Here is a 20,904-nt window from a genome sequence, read left to right on the forward strand (position 1 = left end):
CGCCGATCGGCGGTGTCGCGGGTGGCCCTTACTAGTCCCTTAGAAAAGGAGCTCGGCGGCCCTCACCCGACCTCTCGTGCCCGGCGAGGCCCGCCGCGCATTGGTAGCCTGCGGACAACCGCGGGGGCGGCACAGGGGAGGACTCACCTCATTCTTTCCGGACGGCACCGCGCGTCAACATGGCGACGACGTGCGACGGTGGTGGCGGTTCTTGCCGCCCTCGGATTCTCGATCCTGACCGTGGTGATTCGCGCGTTACCGCTGACGAACACGTTCATGCTGGTGATTGCGGTGGCGGCGCCCTACAGCGTGGTGGTGGCCATGTTCGGGCTTGTGCTGGCGGTGTTGTCTCGCCGAGTGATTCTGTCGGTGGTGGCGGTGATCGTGCTTGCGGTATCGCTCGGAATTCAAGTGCGTTGGTACTACGGCGGAAGCTCCAGCGTCAGCGCAGCCTCGGCCGGCGGGGACGTCCAGGTGCGGGTGTTGTCATCGAATCTGCGCTACGGACGGGCGGACCCAAGCGCGTTCGTCGAATTGGCCCGCAGTAGTGCGGATGTCGTCACGGTGACGGAGTTGACGCCTGAAGCGGTGGGCAGATTCCACCACGCCGGCATCAATGAGGAGTTCCCTTATTCCCTTCTGTTTCCTGCTCCGAAGGCGAGCGGGAACGGGATCTGGAGCCGGCACCCGTTGATCCCGCTGTCGCCCACACGATTCTGGAACTCCAGCATGGTCGCGGCACGGGCGCAGATTCCAGGTGTGCGATCCGACGTCGCCGTGGCGAGCATCCACGTCACTTCGCCGATGGCGTCGTTCGAGAGCTGGCGCAACGGCATCGTCGCCACGAAATCGCGGCTGAAAGGTCTGGCCGACGCAGTCGAGTCCGGAGCGGTAATCGCATCAGGCGATTTCAACAGCACGCCGGACATGCGACAGTTCCGCGACCTCCTCGCCAACGGATACCGGGACGGTGTTGTCCAGTCAGGCGCCGGCTACGCGCCCACCTTCCCTTCGAAGGGCGCGACCCCGCCGCTGATCACGATTGACCATGTGCTGACGCGGCACGCAAACGTGCACTCCCTCCGAAGTGTCTCGCTGCCGGGTAGTGACCATCGTGCACTTCTAGCCACCGTCGGAATTTCACCCGCGAATGCCCGATCCTGAGAAAAAGCCAGAGAAGCGCATCGCCAGCAAACATGCTACGGCTCTCCTGGGGGAGCCCGAATTTGAGCCGGAAAAGCCGCCGAAGACACCGGGCCCGAGCGGGATAACCAAGCGCCGAGAAGCCCTGGTAATCGGCTGTTTTCAGCGTCGCAACACAGGTTCTCGGAAGAATGCGCGTTTCGGTTGACAGGGCTTGCGGAGTCTGACATATTCTCAGCTAACTCAACCGGAGTGAAATGAGGGGGACATGGCTACTGTGGCCGCGAAATTGTCTAACGTAAGCACCAAGTTCCAGGTGGCCACGGCGGCCACGGCGGTTGCCGCGGCAGCTGCTCTGACGCCGGCTGTCGCCGCGAACGCGGACATTGCGTTGCCCGCGCCGACGGCGCCGGCGATGACGGAGCTGGCCAACATCGCAGCCGCGCCCGTGCTGGGCGCCGCTTCGATTGCCCAGCAGGGTGGTTGGGTCTGGTTCGGTCCTGCACGGCCGGACGCCCCGCCGAAAACCACGATCCTCGAGTTCAACACCGCGGCGTTGATCCCGGGCTTCGTCAAGCGGTGGTTCGGCTGGCTCGGTCAGCTCAACTTCGATGCCTGCATCTTCGGCCTCACCGTCTCCATCGGGCCCTACTTCTCGGTCAAGGGTTCGGTCAGCCGGGGCTGCTGATCCTCGTACATGCGGTTAGTCAGATGGGACTGCCCTTTGTGGCAGTCCCATCTGCGTGTTCAGGCCAAGTGACGAGATCCACCGACCACGGGAATCCTTCTGAGTGAATAAGTTCTCCCGACGTCCGTCCGGCGATGGGCCGGACGGCGACGACGACCTGTCAACAGACGAAGACGAGCGCCGGCCGCACTGGCTGCATGACCGGCACGGGGCGGTGTGGACCGCTCTGGCACTGCTTATCGTCGTCATTGCCTTTGGCGCCTGGTTGGGCGTGCGCTCTTTCGACGCCAAGGACAGCCTGGAACAGGCGCGTGCCACCGCCGAGGACGCTAAAGATGCCCTGCTGCAAGGTGACACGGACGAGGCGTCCCGGTTCGCTGAGCAAGCGCAGGCACATGCGCAGGACGCGCGCGACGCGACGCACTCGGTGCCGTGGAACATCGCATCAGTGATTCCGTGGCTGGGTGGCCCCTTCAAGACGGGCCAACAGATCTCGGATGTGGTGCTCGGTCTCGCCGCTGACGTGTTGAAGCCGTCCACTGACGTGGGTGTCTCGATCTCGCCAGACAAGTTGTATGCCGACGGCCGGGTCGATGTGCAGTCGCTGCGTGCCGAAGAACCTCAGCTGGCGAAGCTCTCAGAGGATGCGGGCCGGCTCGACGCCCAGGCGCGCGAGATTTCTGATCCTGGGTACTTGTCTCTCCTGAGCGACGCGCGGGCCCAATTGCAGGAACAGACAGCACAACTCGCCGGCTTGCTGGAGAACACAACGCTCGCGGCGAGGCTACTGCCGTCCATGATGGGTGCTGACGGTCCGCGCACCTACTTCATGGGGTTTCAGACAAACGCGGAAGCTCGCGGGACCGGAGGCCTGCTCGGTGGTTTCGGAGTCCTGAGATTCGAGAATGGTGCACCAACGGTAGATGACCTCGGCAAGAACACTGAGCTCACGGATGCGGTCGCGACCGTCGATCTCGGTCCGGAGTTCAACCAGCAGTACGGGTTCACCAATCCAAAAACAGACTTCCGCAACAGCAACCTTAGTCCACACTTCCCGCACGCGGCGCAGATCTGGAAGTCGATGTGGGCGCAGAAGACCGGGATGAACGTGGACGGCGTCATCGCGATTGATCCGATCGCCCTGAGCTATGTGCTTAGTGCGGTCGGTTCCGTGACAATGCCCGACGGTGAGGTGATCACTAAGGACAATGTTGTCGAACTGACGGAATCGACTGCCTACATCCGCTTCCCCACAGACCAGGTGGCGCGAAAGAATTACCTGCAGGATATCGCCAACCTTGTTGTACAGAAGGTGACTGGTCCCGTGGAGTCACCTAGGGCGCTGCTAGACGCCCTGGGCAAAGCGGTGGGAGAACGACGGATTGCGGTATGGAGCGCCGTGCCCGAAGAACAGGCGCTGCTTGAGCAGACCCCGCTCGCCCACATCGTGCCTGATGATCCTGCGCCGTATGCCAACGTGGTGATCAACAACCTCGGCGGTAACAAGATGGACTACTACCTTGAGCGCAGCGTGGAATATGTAGCCGACGGCTGTGATGGTCAGACCAGAATGTCGACCGTCACGGTACGCATGAAGAACACCGCTCCCGCAGATGCGCCTCTACCCCTATACGTGGCAGGGACGGAAGGACTGATCGCTAATGTCCCGTTTGAGGTGCCTCCAGGAACGATGGTGTCGTCTGTCCGACTGTTCGCGACCACGAACTCATCTGTGGTGAGCGTTCTCGCGAATGGCGAGCGAATTCCATTCACGCAGGGCGTGGAACGAGGGCATCCGACTTATGAGGTACAGGTGCTAATACCTCCGAAGCAATCGGGTGAGCTTGTTTTCCGTTTGTCGGAGCCGGCATCTGCGGGGTCTCCCCGCTTCGACGTTCAGCCCTTGGTCGATCCATTGACTCCCGTAGTATCGGTCCCTGAGTGCTCGAAATAGTGCATGGCGCGTATCGCCTGATTTTGCAGTCAGGATTCTTCTATTGCCCTGAAGCCAGATTGAGGGCAATTAGTACAGTTTGGGCAGGGGAGGGAAGGCGTTGAGCCTACAAGACTTCATAAAGGTACTTCGTACGCGTTGGATCACCGTATGTGCAACCGTAGTCGCCGTGACTCTCGGAGCAGTTGCATACACTTTCCTGACAACGCCGGAGTACGCGGCTTCGACGAGGCTTTTTGTGTCGACTACGGCCGGTTCCTCTCTGTCCGACGCATATCAGGGCAACCGCTTCTCGAAGGAACGCGTCGTGTCGTACTCCCAGTTAATAATGGGTGAGACACTTGCTCAGCGCACGATTGACAAACTAGGGCTAGATATGAAGGCCGATGAGTTGCAATCGAAGGTGAGAGCTGGTTCAAAGGTTGATACCGTTCTTATAGACGTCGAAGTTTTGGACGAGTCGCCGGTGCGTGCGCGCGACATCGCGAATACCCTGTCCGATGAGTTCGTTGCAATGGTTCGCGAATTGGAGACGCCAGAAGACGGGGCGAGCCCGGACTCGCGAGTGGTGGTTGAGCAGCGCGCATCGATCCCCGAAAGTCCAGTCATCCCAAAAACTTCCCGCAATCTTGCAATCGGATTTGCGCTAGGTGTATTGCTCGGAATGGGACTTGCTGTCGTTCGCGATTTCCTCGATAACACAGTAAAGACCCGGGCCGACTTCGAGGAGATTTCTGGCACCAGTTTGGTCGGCAGTATTCCGATGGACAAAGAGCGACGCAAGAATACTGCGATTTCTTTCGAGAACGTGAATTCCCCAATCTCCGAAGCGTTTCGTAAACTCCGAACTAACTTGCAGTTTTTAGCGGTTGACAATCCCCCACGCGTGATTGTGTTCACTAGCTCAATGCCTCATGAGGGGAAATCGACGACTGCAATTAATGTTGCGCTTGCGCTTGCGGAGGCGGACCACACTGTTGTGCTCGTCGATGGAGATCTGCGCCGCGCAATGATCCATAAGTACCTGGATTTAATTGGCGCAGTAGGATTCAGCACCGTGCTGAGCGGCGCGGCCACTCTCGGTGAGGCTCTTCAAAAGACTCGCTATTCTGGATTAACGGTACTTGCAGCAGGCGCTGTCCCGCCGAATCCGAGTGAATTACTCGGTTCGCAAGCGGCCCGGAAGCTTCTTGCAGAACTGCGCGAAAAATTTGACTACGTAATTGTCGATTCGACGCCGCTGCTCGCTGTAACCGACGCCGCAGTCTTGGCGGCAGGTGCGGACGGCGTGCTCTTGATGGCGCGCTACGGGCAGACCAAGCGCGAACAACTAACTCATGCGGTTAGCAGTCTGGAGAACGTAGGTGCTCCTCTATTGGGTGCGGTGTTTACGATGGTGCCAGCACGCGGAGGAGGGGCATATAGCTCGTACGGTTATTACGGCACCTACGGTGAGTCGGATTCAAAGCAACCCGCCGGCGGTGGCGCTGGTTTAGGTCGAGCGAACGTCAGCCCAAGTCCACAGCCTGGCACTTACAGCACGGATTCAAAGTTCACCGCAGGTGTGCCAGGCAGCGGAAGGCGTCGACGAAAGTGAAGCAGAGGTGGCTCGACTGTGCAGGGACGCGCGCGGCGACTCCCAGCCCAGTGCGCGACTAGCGAATAGGAGCCTCGCAGTGTGACCGGTGCCTATCGTGGGATAGCGTCCCGGGGAGTGGTGGACTTCGGATCTGGCGTGGTTCACGCGTCGCGATCAACGAGTCGTGTTGAACGCTAGGTGATTTGGTGTTGTTTGGCAAGTGCTGCCGCGGCGTGTTTGGCGGCGATGACGGCCCGTAGTTCGTCCATGGAGACATCGGAGAGATAGCGGCGGGTGACTTGCCATTCGTCGTGGGATTCGATGACCACCGCGGTGGCCAGCCGCAGGAACGCCGCCGGGTTGGGGAAGATCTCCACGACGTCGGCGCGGCGCTTGATCTCCTTGTTGAGCCGCTCGATTAACCGGCCCTCGGGGTCGGATCAACTCTCGGTGGTCGATTGGTCAGCGGTCGAGGCGGTGCAGGTGGTCGGTCAACGCCTCGGCGACACGGTGGTGACGGGCGGCTTCGTCGAGCCAGCCACGGGCGCGGGCATCTGCTTCGAGAGTCTGGATGTCGGTGCGTTGCGCTTCGAGTGCGCCTCGGAACTCGGGGCCGGTGACGAAGTTGTCGCAGGTTTCGCAGATGTTGGCATAGGGGCAGGCGCCGGCACTGTGGTGGCGGGCGCAGTAGCCGTGGGCGACACGTGTTTTGAGCATCTCACTACCGAGCCAGCTGACCGCATCGGGGACGATGGGTTTGCCGACCGGAGTGAGAGTGAACTGTCGTCGCATCTTTCCCATGGCCTGGTCATAGGCATCGCGCAGCGTCGGTGAGGCCAAGGTGGCGTAACGCAAAGTCATCTGCGGGGTGACATGTCCGAGCAGTGCCATCAAGGCCTGCAGGCTCATGCCTGCGTTCGCGAGCTCGGTGGCCCATGTGTGGCGTAGCTGATGCGGGGTTACCACCAGCGGTGCGCCGCCGGTCCCGCGCAGCCCGCAGGACTCGATGGCGGCGAGCAGGCCATTGCGTAACCGCGTCTGTCCGAGACGGCGGCCGTGCGCAACGAACAGGAAATCGGTAGGCGCTCCGGTACGGGGATGCGGCAGTGGGCGGCAAACACCACGTCTGCTGGTCCACTGGTCCAATGCGGCAATGGTGTTGGCCGAGAGCGGAACCATGCGTTCGGTGGCGAGCTTGCCCAACGGAACTTTCAACCAGGTGCCGGCGGGTCCGTAGTCGACGACGCTGCCGAGTTCGAGGTCGAGCAGCTCCCCGATCCGCAGCCCTGCCCCGCGAAGCACTGTCAGCCCGACGCGGGCGAACGTATCCTCCAGCTGGGCAACCGCGTTCATCACCGCGGCGTCGATATCAGGTGGTAGGGCCTGCGGCAGGGGTTGATCGAGTTTCGGGATATCGACGGCGAAGACCAGACGACGCGGCGGTGCCTGCTCCCAGCCCCATTCGGTGATGTCGTCGAGTAGGTTGCGCACGCTCAGTACCGTCGATTGGATCACGGCCTTGGAGATGGTGCGTCCGGCGCCGGCGGCGGCGCGTTGTCCACGCCAGGTGCGGGCGCGATTCCAGACCAGGAAACCCTCGATGTGACTGCGATCCAGATCCCCGAACGAGGTGAGCTCGGGATGAGTGGTGGTGAGATAGTCCGCGAACGGCAGCAAATCGTTGATCAACGATTCGACGGATTTCGGACGCAGCACCGATGCCCGGACGGTGACATAACGCAGCAGCGTCTCCCGGATCAGGTCAGTCATCGCCACGTCGGCGAAGCGTTGGGCGTAGCTGCGGGCCCAACGCCGCCGCCGTGGTGGTGTATCGACGATGCGAGCCTGAAAAAGCATCTGCCGCAACCCGGCTATCCGGTTGCGGTAGGCGCGCCTCGACGATGCCGGAATCGATTGTGTGGCAGCCAGCGCGGTGTCGAACTTGTCGACCGTGCCGTTGTCGACATCGTCGACGAGTCCGCCGTGCCAGGCGAGCAGCACCGCCAGACATTCACCCAAGACCGTCTCGATCCACTGTGGTGTCCAGCCCAAGGCCAGCCCGGCGGTGCGCACGGCGGCGAATCCGCCCGGGTCACGGTCCTCGACGGCTCGTCCCAGACCAGTGAGGTTCTTGACGGCCGCGAGTTCGAGGTCGAGGCGCAACTCGCCCCGGCCAATGACATGACACAGCAGTGGCCAGGCCCCGTTGTTGCGCAGATCGGCCAACCGCTCGACCGCCGGTCTGGTCATCCAGTCCCGCAGATCCGGGTGCTCGGTCAGGAAGGTGCTCGCGCCGCGGGTGCGGCCACGCACCGACCTGCTACTGAGACCAAGGCTGGCAACGTGTTCGAGATAGTCGTCCAGCACCGCATCCGGGTCAGCCAGCAGGTCCATCGATGCGAGCGTCTGGGTGGTCATCGTCGTGTCCCGGCAAGGCTGGCGCGAGCCGCACCGTATTCGGCGGCGAGTTGCTCGACCGACAGGTGCACATATCCGGCGGTGGTTTCCGGGGACACGTGGCCCATCAACTCCCGCAGCGCCATCAGATCGATTCCAGCAGAGGCGAGTTCGGTGCCGTAGGTATGGCGCAGCCGGTGTGGACGTACCCTCGTCGCACCAGACAGGTCTCGGTGCCGCCGAAACAGTGACCGCAGTCCGGCCTCGGTGACCGGGGTGTTGGCCGTCGCTCAGGATGCAGACGATGGCGTCACTGTGGATGCAGACGTGATTTCGGGGGTCGGTCTGCATTGTGACGGGGTAATCGTCGCGGCGACGCGGTGGTCGTCATGGTGACGACTGTCGGCAGGCATGGTGATGACGCCCCCGGCGGCAGCGCGGGGACGTCGGAGGGTCAGCCGGGTGGCGCCAGAAGGCGGCCGCGGGTGTACATCCCGATCAGGGTCCACGGCGGCTCACCGAGGGCGTAGCGGCGGCGGTCCCAGTAGGCCGCTGCCGACAACAGCGACAGCGCGTGGTGCAACATGTTCCCTCGGTAGCGCAGCGCGGTGAACGTGTCGGGGTCCAGGGCGAGCAGCTGCTCGGTCCCGTCGCGTGCGAGACGGTCCAGGTGCTCTGGCGGTAGTCGGCGAAGCCAGCGGCGCACGGTGGACACCGGCCGCCCCATGGTCGCCGCGATACGCCGGTGTCCGAGTCCATTTGCTTTGTGCAGCAATGCTGTTCCAATCACTGCGGTGGTGTCGGCATGGCGTGGCTGCAGAGCGGCGGGCATCACGATATGCGTTGACGAGCAGGACCGGCATCGCGTGCGGCGGGGGCGCACCGTGATCGTGGTCCCGTCGTGATCGCGCACGGAGCGCCGCCTGCCGTAGCCCCAAGAAGTCAGCTGGCCGTCGCGGCACCGCGGGCAGCGGAGTTCGCCGGCGGCGAGCAGTTTCTCGGCCAGTTCGCCGGTGCGCGCGACGATCACCGCAGAGCCAGTCCATGATCCACCAGCCTTACCTATCACCCGGGAACCGGGATAGGGGTCAGTTCGTGTTGGGCGACCGCAGAATCGACGCGTCCGCCGTCACCGATTGTGACGATCTCGGGATTCGGCATCGCGCCGGAGCCGAAATGGACTCTGCGCGAGCAGACCAGCGCGGGGTCCGTTCGTGGGCACGCTGATGATGCAGACGACCGCCGTCCCCGACCCGGGATTTCGACAACTTCAATGACGATCACCCCCGCCGTGGTCGTCACACAGAGGGACGGTCAACACCGGGGCCCCCGCGGAGGGTCCGCGCAGCACCACGAAACACTCCTCGGTCGTCAACCCTGGTGGGCGTTCGAGGCGCAGATAGGCCGACAGTTCGGTGAAGAATGCTGCATCGACCGGTACCACCCGCTCCTTCGAGCCTTTACCAAGCACCCGCACCCGCACCCGCCGTCGACCGAAGTCGATGTCGGCCAACCGCAAGGACCGCACCTCGGCGCTGCGCAGGCCCCCAAAGAGCATCGCCCACACCATCGCCCGATCCCGGTGGGTTCGCAACGACGCCACGAACCGCTCGACTGCATTGGCATCGAGAGACTCGGGCAGTAACCGCGGTTGCCGCACCAGCCGGCCTCCGGCCCGAGGCCGACCCGGGCCCAGATGCCCGAGCAGTCCCCGCGCCACCGGTCTCAGCCCCTGCCCGCGCCGCGGTGAGGGCACCGGGTTCTCGGAGCGCGTCCCGGTCATCACCAGGTACTCGAAGAACGCCCGCACCGCCGAGACCCGCCGGTTGACCGTCGATGCCGCCGCGCTCCCGCCATTCCTTCTCGCCGGGCTGCGCCGGTGGTCACGGCGCACATCCTGCCAGTCGATCCACTCGAACACCTCCACCGGCGTCACCGCCGCCACCGCGAGATCACGGTCCAGCAGGAACCGAGCCAGATTGAGCACATCGAACGCATACGCCCGCACCGTCGCCGCACTGAACCCGCGTCCGGCCAGATGCACCAGGAATGCGTTTGCCGCTGCGCACCCCTCCCACGGGCCATCGATCACATAGCCGTCACTGCTGGTGCGCACCCGAACAGTCATCGCCTACCCCTCTCGGCCCCGCCAGCATGCGCCACACATGACCCGCGGCCTCGAACCTCACGCCGCATCCACAGTCGTGTCGTGGGAGGGCCGGTTAACCGATCTGGGATTGTTCGACCAGATCTTTTGCCAGTGCGCCTTCGGGAACGCGGTGAAGGCCAGCACGTCGGTCTTGGCCTCGGCCATCATCGCGGCCACCTTCGGGAAGCTGGCCGCCAAGGTGTCGGCGACCCGATCCCACTGGGCGCCCACCTCGGCGGGGTCGGTGTGGGCGAAGATGGTCTTGACCGCCGCGGTGACCGCCGGGGCGTGTTTGGCCGCGACCGCGGTGTGCAGGTTGCGCATGAAGTGCACTCGGCACCGCTGCCATGATGAGTTTGTGAACTGTTGAGCCACAGCAGCTTTGAGACCAGCATGGGCGTCGGAGATCACCAGGTGCACGCCACTGAGGCCGCGGGCCTTCAACGATGCCAGGAACTCCCGCCAGAACTCGTAGGATTCACTGTCACCGACTGCGGTACCCAACACCTCCCGGGTGCCATCGATGGACACCCCCGTGGCCACTACGAGGGCTTGAGAGACCACGTGCGCTCCGATACGGACTTTGCAGAACGTCGCATCGCAGAAGACGTACGGAAACGTCGTGTGGGCCAGGCTGCGGGTGCGAAACGCCTCGATCTCTTTGTCCAGGCCGGCGCAGATCCGTGAGACCTCCGACTTGGAGACCCCGGTCTCCACGCCCATCGCAGCCACCAGGTCATCGACGCTGCGGGTGGACACCCCGTGCACGTAGGCCTCCATGATCACCGCATGCAAGGCCTTGTCGATGCGGCGGCGCCGCTCCAGCAGCGACGGGAAGAACGATCCGGACCGCAGCTTGGGGATCTGCACCTCGACGTCACCGGAGGTCGTCGAGATGGTCTTGGGTCGGTGCCCGTTGCGGTGCACGGTGCGTCCGTCGGTGCGCTGGTAGCGGCCGGCGCCGATGGTGGCGGTGGCTTCGGCCTCGATCAGTTGCTGCAGCCCGGCTCGGATCAGCTCGGCGAACACCGCGCCCGCATCGGCGGACTTCAGTGCATCTAGTTGGGCAAGCAGGGCAGAATGATCCTGGGTCATCGCGTCGTGTGTCCTTTGCGTGAGTCACTTTGGTCGGTAACTCACTGACCACTACGCGATGGCCCACCCCAACACCGGCAACGACACACCCAGCACCGCCGTCACCGGCCCCCGAAACTCCACCACGCCAGGGGACTTACCCTATCGTGGCGCTGTACCATCCCACCTCTGTCCAGTACAGAGCGTTAAGTCTTCACCGCGGCTCGCATGCGGTACGTGAATTCAGATCTTCAAAGACTAATGGAATTTCATCGATCTGCACTGTCGGCTCCGGTTGATCCCTGAGCAGCCTGCTCAGATAACTACCTGCTCACTTTTCGACCGGAGCCGATACTCCACGTCACTTTCCCATCGGTGGCGTCTGATGCCAACCACTCTGCAGGCTCGGATTTCGGGCCTGGTCTCAATCGAACTTTAGGCATGCCAATACCCGTGGAACTGGTGAGAGTGAGAAATATTGGTATCGTCACCGCGCCCGCTCCGGCCGAAAAAGGAGCAGGATGTTGCGCAGCGAATTCGACTCAACGGCGCGGTGTTCCGGGTTGGCAGAGCCGAGAATAAGCGGCCGAATAAGGTCTCGAAAACTCAACCGTTGTAGGTGAGTAAGCTTCTGCTCGACAGCCAGCTGGTGTCGGCAACGGGTGACACCGTGTGCATTAATTGCCAGCAGTCGGTCGCTGTCACCTGAGAGTGGTCGGTCGGCAGGAACGGTCGATCGTCGATGCTAAGCGTCGCCTGCTGGAATTTCGGCACGGCGCCGCAGCTTACGCGCATTCGAAAGTGGTGGCGTCAGGTCCACGGCGACGAGAACGGATCGGCGTGCTAACGAACGACCGCGTCGACGGTCGATATATCAGCATTTGCCGACGGTAATTTTTAGTCGACAGCGAGCGTTATCTTCGTTCATAGACCGCCTAGGAAATCTTTCCGTAGCACAACTGCATCGACAGACCGAAGGGGAATGCGGCCCGTATTCTGGCTCTGGGTACTCGGCATGCTACCCGCGGCTTGCGGATTGAGGTCTCTGATCGGCGGAAAGGCTGTTTCCCTCAATATCAGCACTGTGCTGCCTGCGGTGCATATTAGGCGTCATGGCATACAGATAACCGATTGCTAACGCGAAGAGGATCATAGACCGCTGCTCTCCATAGACGGTCGTGTTGTCTGCCATGCCGTGAAGGAATACCCATGTGACCGCGCAAAGCGCCAATATGGCTGTACGGCGTTCGTGAACAGTCGGCTGCGCCGCTGCCACTCGAAGGCCGAAAGCTATCGCAGCCGCTATGAAGACGACAGCTACTATTGCGGCGATCGTCCCAGAGTTTGCCCACGTGGCGATAATTAAATTATGCGGCGGCATGTCGGGCCGCGAAGTGAACCTGGTCATCTGCTCTGACCAGCCGCCGAAACCAAGACCTGCTAGTGGCGACTCTTTGAAGAGAGTTGCGGCACCAGACCACATCGTGCCCCTATCATCGAGACTCCTTTCAGACAGTGCAAAGAAGTTCGGCGCGGCTTTTTGCAGTAGTTCGATCGCTAGCGAGGCGGTTAATGGCGCAAGAATCGCGATAGGGATTGCCGCGAGCACGGCCCAGCCGCGGAGCATATGCGGTAGCAGCAGGATGACCAGCGCACAACCTACGGTAACAAGAATCGCTGTCTTCGAGCCGGTATAGATCGATCCGGTGAGCGCGAGAATTGCAACGGCGTAGGGCCAGTGGCGGCCGCTGCGGCGTGCCGCCACGATGAAGAGAAGGGCGGCGACACCGCCAAACAGGGATGCAACATTACCGTTCACAAAGAACCCACCAGATTTGAACGGATACCACACATTGTTTGTTATGTCGGCGTAGAGATCTGAAGCTTGCGGTCCCACTAAGTAGGTGGCCAGTTTAGAGTTGAGGAAAAGAAATTCAACGCCGGGATCTATTCGGAAAATGATTGAGAGCACAGATTGGACGGCGACCCCTGGGACGGTCCACAACACTACAGTGTTGAGAAACCCCGGGTCTTCCTTCGCCACGACGATCACTTCTCGGAGCCACAGCAAGAACAGAGCACCGCGAACTGTGGTTGCCACACCATTGTCAACCCCGGACGGTGTTGCCCAAAGCAGTGACACCGTTATCAGGAATAGAAACAGGGTCATGATGCCGACGAGTGGGCTTGCTGCTGTCGGTCGCCCGCGGGCTGCCAGACCAAAGATGCACGTACTTAGTGTCCAGAGCACAGCGACAGTAGCGAGTTCGACGGGCACTCCCGGCAGGTATAGCTGCGGAGTGACTAGCAGTGCCACCCCGATGAGTCTTACGCGGTGCGTGACGAGCATGTTCGCAAACACCGTCAGAAGTGCGACGACGACGGCAACTATCACAGTCCCCCCTCGAATTTCGAGCCTACACAGGATCGCTAAGGGGCTGGCCCATTCGAATAGCGAAAACCGATCTACGACACTTTAACTATTGTGGCGACAGCGCAACAGTTACTGATGCCGCCGTCATGGCGCGCGTGTGCATTCTCGGCGACAACCGGCAACGCCGAGGAAGGCCCTCAATGCGGCACTGTATAGGACGGCGGGCGGGATGGCACCAAGAGTGCGGCCACGCAGAGTACTTCGCGTTGGCCGGGCTACCTAGGACCGCCATGTCGTTGCTAGGCTATAGCGCGGCGGAACTCTCTAGGCAAAGCGACTGGGCGAGATCGTGTGGGGTCTTTGGGCCGTGCGGCGCATCCACCTTTCGAGCACTACACTTCCGCCTGACAGACGTCAGCAAACATACGGACTCCGTCGGAGGACGTCTGCCACCTGCAGCGGCATGCCGCTGCTCATACCCGGGCTATGCAACTCCTGGATTGTCCACAGGATCGTATTCGTGTCGACGTGGGAGGGAAAGCGCGGCCTGATGGAGCCAAGTTTATGCTTCCATATGACGGGCGTGACCGCCCAGCCCTGCAACTTGAGTTCTTTACACGTGAGATCGGTCTTAGGAAGAGTGGCTCGGCCACTCGTGGTGAAGCGGGACTTCAGTTCATCATCGTGTAGTCTCGCGAGTCTATGCGGCTATCAAAACCGATCGTCTTTGTGGCAGATTGCATCCATCCACGATTGGGTATGGAAAAGGCGCTGGAGTCTTTGCTGGAAAACCTACCTCCCGATCAAATTGAACTAGTCCTTATCTCCGGACCCTCACCGAAGGGCGCCCCCTACGCGATAACGGCATTGGAATTTCGTTCTGGATGGGTGGGCCGACTCCTCGCCATTAAGCGCCTCCGATGCATAGCCAGAACGAGGGCAGAGGCGGGTGCCGTAATCGTCGCGGTGGGATCCTGGGCATTCGCAGCCCTAGCAATCGCAACCGTGCTTTCACGCTTTAAGCTGACCTTGTGGGAGCACACTTTCTTACCGTGGCGCGTGCGCCACGAATGGCGGGTAACATTGGCTGCTACTGCCGTGCGATTGTTAGCATTTCGGCTGGAGCGGGTAGTTTGCGTAAGTCAATCGAATAAAGACTTTGTTGCGCAAGTTGTGTGGCCGTTAAGGAATCTTACTGTCATACCCAATATGGCAGCCCGTACCGCGGATGGCGCAATCAATGCTGATACGGGTGGCGACCAGCAGTCCGTGGAGATGGTAGGCATAGGTTCTCTGACGCCGCGCAAGAATTGGAAGTTGGCCATTCGGGCCATGCAGCATCTGCCCGGTAATTACCAGTTGCGAATAGCCGGCAATGGCAAACAGCACGACCAACTTCTTGCCTTAATCCAGGAACTGAGCTTAGGCAAGAGGGTGAGCCTACTGGGGTATGTTCCGGACGCTGACCGTTTAATGAACACTGCAAAAGTAGTTGTTCACCCGTCCCTCGCTGAGACCTTTGGCTACACAATGGTCGAGGCGGCGGCACGATATCGTCCTATTGTGGTCTTAGACTTGCCCGCAATGAACGAGATGGTTCCCCGATTCGTTTGCGGCGAGCGAGCGGACTCCACGTCGGAGAGCTTTGCCGCGGCAATACGCCGGGCAGTAAGCGGCACGTACGAATTCTCCATGGCGGAGCGCAATCGCAACAAGGAGTTCAACGATCTTTCGGTCGTGAATGCGTGGGCCTCACTGGTTGCCGGTCTGGAGCCATGAAGCGGCAGCTAATCGGCCTAGGGGCCGACCAAGCTGTATCCAGCCTAATCACTTTGGTCCTCTCGGTTTATGCTGCGCGAGATTCGTCCGTAAATCAATTTGGTATTTTTGCTGTTACCTACGCTATCTTCTTTGTTCTGTTGGGGCTTAGCCGATCATTTGTTGGAGAAGTTAACTTAATAACAGGGCGCGCTGAACTTGACCGCGCCGGCGACTGGCGGTCATTTAGTAGCACCGCTGCGCTCATCGCCGGTTTAGCTTCAGGCATCATCCTGCTCGCCAGCTCCGGCGTGATAGCGCCGGCAGACGCACGATGGATACCATGGAGTTTCGTAATAGTCACACCGGTCGCGGTACTGGCGGATACGATTCGCTATACAGCATTCACCGATGAACTTCACGACCGCGCACTGACGGTGGACCTTATCTGGCTGTGTGGGGCGCTACTTGGCGCACCTGCGGTCGGATTGCTTGGTATACCTCCCATACCAGCGGCTATCCTCGGCTGGGGGCTGGGCGCCGGTTTCGGGATCATCGTCGCGATGCTGCGATGGCCCCAGGTGAGGCCGAGGATGAATGGAGCCCGGAGTTGGATTGCGGACCGAAGAACCGCTGGCGCTCAATATGCAGCAGATTTTGTCGCGGCCAGCGGCATCGGTCAAGCTGCAACTGCACTCATTCCTTTGGTGGCAAGTTTGGCCGTGGCCGGGGGACTTCGTGCGGGTTATGTAATTACCGGGCCACTCAATGTTGCTTATTCGGCGATGATTGTGTACTTAATACCCCGCATCCGTCTGTCGCTTTCTCACGACCGGGTATTGCCGAGACCGGCCCCCGTAGTTTGGAGCGTCTTCGCCACCCTGTGCGGACTCTATGCAGTGGCGGTGGTTTTGATCCCATATCAAGTCGGGGAATTCCTCCTTGGTTCCAGCTGGTATTCGGGCCAATCCGCAGCTCCGGCACTCATCGCTGCATTTCTGTTTATTTCGATCGCCCAGGTCCTCGTCCAAGTCATGAGGCTTCGAGGTTCAGCTGGACTCGTGGTTCGAGTCCGACTGTTCGCGTCCGCGTTTCAGTCAGGCGCATTGTTGGCTGGCGCGGCTGCCTTTGGCGCAGTGGGCGCTGCGACGGCGTCAGCCCTCGCTGCATTAATATCGGTGGCGGCATGGTGGATTGCTCTGCTGCATTCACATCGGTCATCAGGTGGCGATAGTTGACATAAGCCGCGGCTGTAAAAACGAATTTCAGAATCTCCCACGCGGCAGTTTATGTGTCGGAGGCCGCTAACGGTACGACAGCTGCAAACGATTTCTTCGTCCTGTCACGCAAGGGTCGTGAACGCGTTTGCTTGACTCGGTACTTCTCGAAGTGTTGCGTGGGCTGGTCATGCGGGCAGTACCTCGGTGCCGATCCGCCTAACTGCTAGCGTCGAAACGTACTGTGCCGACGCACAAATTTGAAAGTCGTTAGTCTATTACACGTAACAGTGATCGACGGATGCCGACACGATCAGTCAGCAAAGCAAAGCTGCGGATCGCGGCTATCAAGCTGGGTTCTGCGTACGGCCCCAAGGGTTCTTGGCGCTTATGGGCAACATCGTCCGATAAAGCAGCGTCAAGTACGATCGGTAACTCAAATTCGTCACGGGCTACAAAAACACCATTGCGGACGCCTAGTCGTTCAGCGGTAGCGACCTGGTGATCATTTCTAGTTTCTTTGTTTGCGAGTCTGCGCGGCATTATTACTATTGGCTTCATATAAGTCATCGCCGTAATGATTGAGCCCATACCCGCGTGGCCAATAATTAGATCTGCCTCTTTGCAGCGCTGTTCGTAGTCTTGAGGCGATAGAAACGGACTCCACTGGAAGTTGGCCGGCCGGTAGCCGTCAGCGCCTGGATCAGCGATTTGTCCGAACACATCGTGACGTTGACGCGCCTCGCACCAGTGATCTGTTGCCGCTACCAAGCGGTCGAAAGGCAGTTCACTACCCACGGTCAAAAAAATCATAAAGTTGACCCACGGAATGTTGGGTGGCTATAAGCATCGTCGTTATTCCTCGCCAAATGTTCCCACTGAGTAAGCCACAGGCCACAGTAGCGGCCCACTCGCCTGCCAGACAAGGACAACTCCTGCGCGTTGGCAATGCTATCGACCCAAACGGTTCGAGCGCCAAGCAGTCGGCCCATGTAAATTGCAAAGAACCCTGGGGAGGCTCCGGTCGTGATAACTGCATGGGGTCGGACTCGTAAGAGTGCCAAGCCAACTTGGACGGCCTGGCGAGCGAGACGCAGCTTTTGCCACTGGTTCGCGGCGATGGCGACGATGAATCTAGGGGGTGGTTGGCCGCGATCTTTAGCGTCGGCGATCACTTGGCCTCGATAGTCCCTATTGGTCGTTAGGTACGTGACCTCGCAACCGTCCCAGGCGGGACGAAGGCGGAACAACTGAACCCAATGTCCTCCTGCTGACGCAACCGCCATAACTCTGTGCGGACGGGCAGAGTGTTTATGAGCACGCATATCGTTCGTCTTACCTGCGCGTTTTATCAGGCCTTCACAACCTTGAATTTCGTAGCGTCAAGATTCCGTAGGGCGTTTCGCGTATCGACAAGTATGTTGCAGTGAGTAGCCAGGTGCTCATAATCCATGTTGTCATGATCGGTACATATAACGGCCGCATCATATACGCCTTTGATCTCGGCGAGATCTTTTGAACGCATTTTCTCAAGCTGAGGATACTTGCGCAGCTTGGGAATTTCGCTGACGTACGGATCGAGATAGTCTACCTCTGCGCCGCGTTGCTGTAACAACTCCAAAATTGCAAAGGTTGGACTTTCGCGCGTGTCATCGATATTTTTCTTGTAAGATACTCCGACAAGCAGTATTCGAGCTCCGTTCAATCCGATCTGGAAATTTGCATCGAGGGCCTCCGAAAGGCGCTGCAAGACGTACTCGGGCATGTTGTTGTTTATTTGACCCGCGAGCTCGATAAAATGAGTAGTCATCCCAAACTCGCGTGCTTTCCAAGTCAAGTAGAAAGGGTCAATAGGGATGCAGTGTCCACCAAGGCCGGGTCCGGGATAGAATGGCATATACCCAAAAGGTTTTGTTTTCGCGGCGTCAATGACTTCCCAGACGTCGATACCCATCCGGTTGTAGAGTATTTTGAGCTCATTTACGAGGGCGATATTCACCGATCGGAAGATGTTCTCTGTCAGCTTGACGGCTTCTGCCGTTGCAAGTGAACTCACCGGGACGACCTGTTGAATCACAAGGCCGAAGAGGGCACATCCTATAGCTAGTGCATCAGCATTCTCGCCGCCCACTACTTTGGGAGTCGACGCTGTGTCGTACTGTTGATTACCGGGATCCTCGCGCTCCGGCGCATAGATAAGGAAAATATCTTCGCCTACCGTCAGGCCAGAGTCGGCTAGGTGCGGGCGAACGACTTCATCCGTGGTTCCAGGATAAGTTGTAGAAACGAGGACTAGCGCCTGCCCCTGTCTGACATGAGGAACCAGGCTAGCGACCGTGTTGTCCACGTACGATAGATCCGGTTCTCGGTGCCTGCTTAGGGGGGTGGGTACGCAGATCAAGATCGCATCAGCACCGTTTAACTGGGATATGTCGTTGACGGGCAGGAATGTTTCTGCTTCCAGAGCATCGCTGATGGCCGAGGCCTTCACAGTCTTCAAATATGATTCTCCGCTGGCTAGCGTATCGATCTTGTCGGCATCGATGTCGTAACCTAAGGCGGTTATTCCCTGTTCGGCGAAGGCGATCGCCAAAGGAAGCCCCACGTATCCGAGTCCAATGACCCCGACTGTCACCTCCCGGCGGTCGATGCGCTGAAGCAGTTCCTGGGCTATAGGTCCAAGTGCGGCTGCGTCTTCCAAGAGATCCCCCATCCTGTGTATTTCAGTCATCTTCGTCACCACTCGGCGATAGTTCGTGCCTTGAGACAAGGTGTGGAACGGCTCCGCGCGACATTGGGCCTGATCGTACCTTGATTCGAAAGGCCTTAAGTGCTGCCGCTGCCGTCTGCTGCGTCTCACGCACTCGTCTCCATCTGAAGGACCAACGTGATTTGCGTCTTCGTTGTGTTGCGCCCACGCGGATTTGCGTGACGAAACCGCCTGCGGGGGTTGGCTTCGGCCCGATGCGGAGGACGTTAACTGCAGTACGCGCATAGCTTGGTAACGCACTGAACGGATTATGGCCATACGGTTGCGCGTCGCTGCCGAAGCGTGGAACGCGGATTCTGCAATCCGCCAGCGCAACTTCAAAGCCCGGTGTCGACAGTTGCTGCAACACACGCGATCGGCCAAACTGACTGCTAGATAGGTAATTTGTACGGGGGAACCGATTTGACGAATCTGGTTGCCGTCGACTCGGCTACAAGATTTGCCCCATGGTTGTTAACCATGCGCTGGGGGCCTAACCGCTGGCGATTCGTCGTGAGGTAGCCAACTCTCTTGGCATTCAGCGTGTGTTTGGTGGGCACATTCAAGCATGCGGGGAGGGGGCGGTTAGGCTGGCGTGGTTCAAATTGCCAGTGCCGGATAGTCGTGAGGGGATCGTCTTGCAGGCAACCGGTCGAGGCATTGCGGCGTCTTGGATTCAGCGGTGCCGGGTCTAGCTCGACGCGCCGCCGGCCCCGCCTCTAGTGCGGCACACGCCCTAAGCGACCGCGCACGGAAACGCAAGGTTGCGCCGCGCGTGTCGAAGCTTAGTCGGCTGAATTGGGAGTGCCTTCCAGTTGCGTGTTTCTCAGACATGAGGCAGCGTAGTCTCTCATCGCAGTATGTTGTCCGGGCTCGGATTGCCAGCGGGCCAATTCATCACGCAGGACGCCACAGAGCGTTGATCACGATAGGAGTGGCGCTTGCAGCATGCGGAGAGGTGGCAGCCGTCCAAGTATTCGATCACTAGTAGCGAGATCCGGCCGTCCACTGATCAGCGAGAGTTGTTGGCCTCGTCGAGAGTAATCGCAAGCCTCGTCGCTGAGTTCTACACACGAGCCATCCCAGAGTGGGCGCGCGGCGATCTTGCTGATCTCGGTTGCGGGAAGGCTCCATTGCTCGGTGCTTACAAGAGGTACAGCGATTCGGTGCTTCTAGTGGATTGGGAGAGTTCCGAGCATCCCAACCCCCTCTTGGATATCGCACTCGACCTGAACCAACCTCTGACGGCGATCGATTCCGCGTCCGTTGACACGGTGCTGTTGTCGGATGTGCTTGAGCACATCCGTGAGCCGGCCGGCTTGCTGTTGGAGATTGCCCGGATTCTTCGACCCGGGGGCCATCTCTTGATGAATGTCCCGTTCACGTACCGACTGCACGAACAGCCTCACGACTACTACAGATACACTTCACATGCGCTCGAATACCTCACGATGGCAGCTGGCCTCGAAGTGGTTGAGTTAAGCGTGCTGGGTGGGTGGCTAGAAATTATGGCTGACATGTGGAGCAAGCTTTTTGCGGCGGCCGGCCTCCGGCCAATCGCAGCAGGCATCTCTCGTATAGCACTGGCGATCTACCGGACGGCGGTTGGTAGGAAATTCGCGGCCATTAGCGGCGCCGTTTCACCACTAGGGTACGGCCTAGTAGCGCGGAAGCCGCCGCACCCAGATCACGAATGAATAACCCTTCGGTATCAAAACCTGCTGGGAAGAAATCGTGCGGGATCCCACCCGGCTCTACGAGTGCGGCTCCCTTCCTATCTAAACGTCAAGGCAGCCGCAGAATGTTGCACACGCCGAGTCGG

14 protein-coding genes and 3 pseudogenes are annotated in these 20,904 nt (G+C 60.0%); 7 read left to right on the top strand and 10 right to left on the bottom strand.

What is annotated here, in order from left to right; translation table 11 throughout:
• The first annotated feature begins 12 nt into the window (after positions 1-12).
• From KXD97_RS15085 to KXD97_RS15100, 4 genes are all read left to right on the top strand, one after another.
• On the top strand, positions 13-1,164 hold the full coding sequence (locus KXD97_RS15085; RefSeq protein ID WP_260757661.1) for an endonuclease/exonuclease/phosphatase family protein: 1,152 nt from the start codon (positions 13-15) through the stop codon (positions 1,162-1,164).
• Between the two features lie 247 nt (positions 1,165-1,411).
• Positions 1,412-1,831, top strand: coding sequence for a hypothetical protein (locus KXD97_RS15090; protein WP_260757662.1), 420 nt, complete (start codon positions 1,412-1,414; stop codon positions 1,829-1,831).
• A 103-nt stretch (positions 1,832-1,934) separates the two neighbouring features.
• Positions 1,935-3,785, top strand: coding sequence for a DUF4012 domain-containing protein (locus KXD97_RS15095; protein ID WP_260757663.1), 1,851 nt, complete (start codon positions 1,935-1,937; stop codon positions 3,783-3,785).
• A 100-nt stretch (positions 3,786-3,885) separates the two neighbouring features.
• Entirely contained in the window at positions 3,886-5,382 is a 1,497-nt protein-coding gene (locus KXD97_RS15100; RefSeq protein ID WP_260757664.1) for a polysaccharide biosynthesis tyrosine autokinase, read from the top strand.
• 176 nt (positions 5,383-5,558) lie between these two features.
• Here KXD97_RS15100 and KXD97_RS15105 read toward each other — a convergent pair.
• The 8 genes and pseudogenes from KXD97_RS15105 to KXD97_RS15140 all read right to left on the bottom strand — a co-directional run.
• Positions 5,559-5,783 (bottom strand): annotated as a pseudogene (locus KXD97_RS15105) (transposase); the annotation flags it as partial.
• A 43-nt stretch (positions 5,784-5,826) separates the two neighbouring features.
• On the bottom strand, positions 5,827-7,782 hold the full coding sequence (locus KXD97_RS15110) for a tyrosine-type recombinase/integrase (RefSeq protein ID WP_260751333.1): 1,956 nt from the start codon (positions 7,780-7,782) through the stop codon (positions 5,827-5,829).
• A pseudogene (locus KXD97_RS15115) lies at positions 7,779-8,048 on the bottom strand (tyrosine-type recombinase/integrase); the annotation flags it as partial. The gene KXD97_RS15110 and the pseudogene KXD97_RS15115, both read right to left, overlap by 4 nt.
• 167 nt (positions 8,049-8,215) lie before the next feature.
• Positions 8,216-8,791: a DUF6431 domain-containing protein gene (locus KXD97_RS15120; RefSeq protein WP_260751629.1), complete on the bottom strand. Its 576-nt coding sequence runs from the start codon at positions 8,789-8,791 to the stop codon at positions 8,216-8,218.
• A 240-nt stretch (positions 8,792-9,031) separates the two neighbouring features.
• Positions 9,032-9,889, bottom strand: a complete 858-nt coding sequence (locus KXD97_RS15125; RefSeq protein WP_260757665.1) for a site-specific integrase — start codon at positions 9,887-9,889, stop codon at positions 9,032-9,034.
• 105 nt (positions 9,890-9,994) lie between these two features.
• Positions 9,995-11,005 (bottom strand): annotated as a pseudogene (locus tag KXD97_RS15130) (IS256 family transposase); the annotation flags it as partial.
• Between the two features lie 585 nt (positions 11,006-11,590).
• Entirely contained in the window at positions 11,591-11,758 is a 168-nt protein-coding gene (locus KXD97_RS15135) for a hypothetical protein (protein WP_260757666.1), read from the bottom strand.
• Positions 11,759-12,002: 244 nt separating this feature from the next.
• Positions 12,003-13,262, bottom strand: coding sequence for an O-antigen ligase (locus tag KXD97_RS15140; protein ID WP_260757667.1), 1,260 nt, complete (start codon positions 13,260-13,262; stop codon positions 12,003-12,005).
• 855 nt (positions 13,263-14,117) lie between these two features.
• Here KXD97_RS15140 and KXD97_RS33295 point away from each other — a divergent pair.
• Positions 14,118-15,137, top strand: a complete 1,020-nt coding sequence (locus KXD97_RS33295; protein WP_396885416.1) for a glycosyltransferase family 4 protein — start codon at positions 14,118-14,120, stop codon at positions 15,135-15,137.
• Complete coding sequence (locus tag KXD97_RS15150) at positions 15,134-16,354, top strand: hypothetical protein (RefSeq protein ID WP_260757669.1); 1,221 nt, start codon at positions 15,134-15,136, stop codon at positions 16,352-16,354. The genes KXD97_RS33295 and KXD97_RS15150 overlap by 4 nt, the downstream gene beginning before the upstream one ends.
• A gap of 249 nt (positions 16,355-16,603) precedes the next feature.
• Here KXD97_RS15150 and KXD97_RS15155 read toward each other — a convergent pair whose 3' ends face one another.
• Together KXD97_RS15155 and KXD97_RS15160 are read right to left on the bottom strand one after the other, a co-directional pair.
• Entirely contained in the window at positions 16,604-17,146 is a 543-nt protein-coding gene (locus KXD97_RS15155; protein ID WP_260757670.1) for a glycosyltransferase, read from the bottom strand.
• A 538-nt stretch (positions 17,147-17,684) separates the two neighbouring features.
• Entirely contained in the window at positions 17,685-19,064 is a 1,380-nt protein-coding gene (locus KXD97_RS15160; RefSeq protein ID WP_260757671.1) for a nucleotide sugar dehydrogenase, read from the bottom strand.
• A 959-nt stretch (positions 19,065-20,023) separates the two neighbouring features.
• Between KXD97_RS15160 and KXD97_RS15165 the strand changes: the two genes are divergently transcribed.
• On the top strand, positions 20,024-20,779 hold the full coding sequence (locus KXD97_RS15165; protein WP_260757672.1) for a class I SAM-dependent methyltransferase: 756 nt from the start codon (positions 20,024-20,026) through the stop codon (positions 20,777-20,779).
• Positions 20,780-20,904: the final 125 nt, after the last annotated feature.

The organism is Mycobacterium sp. SMC-8 (genome assembly GCF_025263565.1).
Classification (GTDB): Bacteria; Actinomycetota; Actinomycetes; order Mycobacteriales; family Mycobacteriaceae; genus Mycobacterium.

Coding starts and splice junctions, on each gene's coding strand:
- KXD97_RS15090 (WP_260757662.1), top strand. CDS start 1,412: ATGGCTACTGTGGCCGCGAAATTGTCTAACGTAAGCACCAAGTTCCAG.
- KXD97_RS15110 (WP_260751333.1), bottom strand. CDS start 7,782: ATGACCACCCAGACGCTCGCATCGATGGACCTGCTGGCTGACCCGGAT.
- KXD97_RS15125 (WP_260757665.1), bottom strand. CDS start 9,889: ATGACTGTTCGGGTGCGCACCAGCAGTGACGGCTATGTGATCGATGGC.
- KXD97_RS33295 (WP_396885416.1), top strand. CDS start 14,118: ATGGAAAAGGCGCTGGAGTCTTTGCTGGAAAACCTACCTCCCGATCAA.
- KXD97_RS15150 (WP_260757669.1), top strand. CDS start 15,134: ATGAAGCGGCAGCTAATCGGCCTAGGGGCCGACCAAGCTGTATCCAGC.
- KXD97_RS15155 (WP_260757670.1), bottom strand. CDS start 17,146: ATGATTTTTTTGACCGTGGGTAGTGAACTGCCTTTCGACCGCTTGGTA.
- KXD97_RS15160 (WP_260757671.1), bottom strand. CDS start 19,064: ATGACTGAAATACACAGGATGGGGGATCTCTTGGAAGACGCAGCCGCA.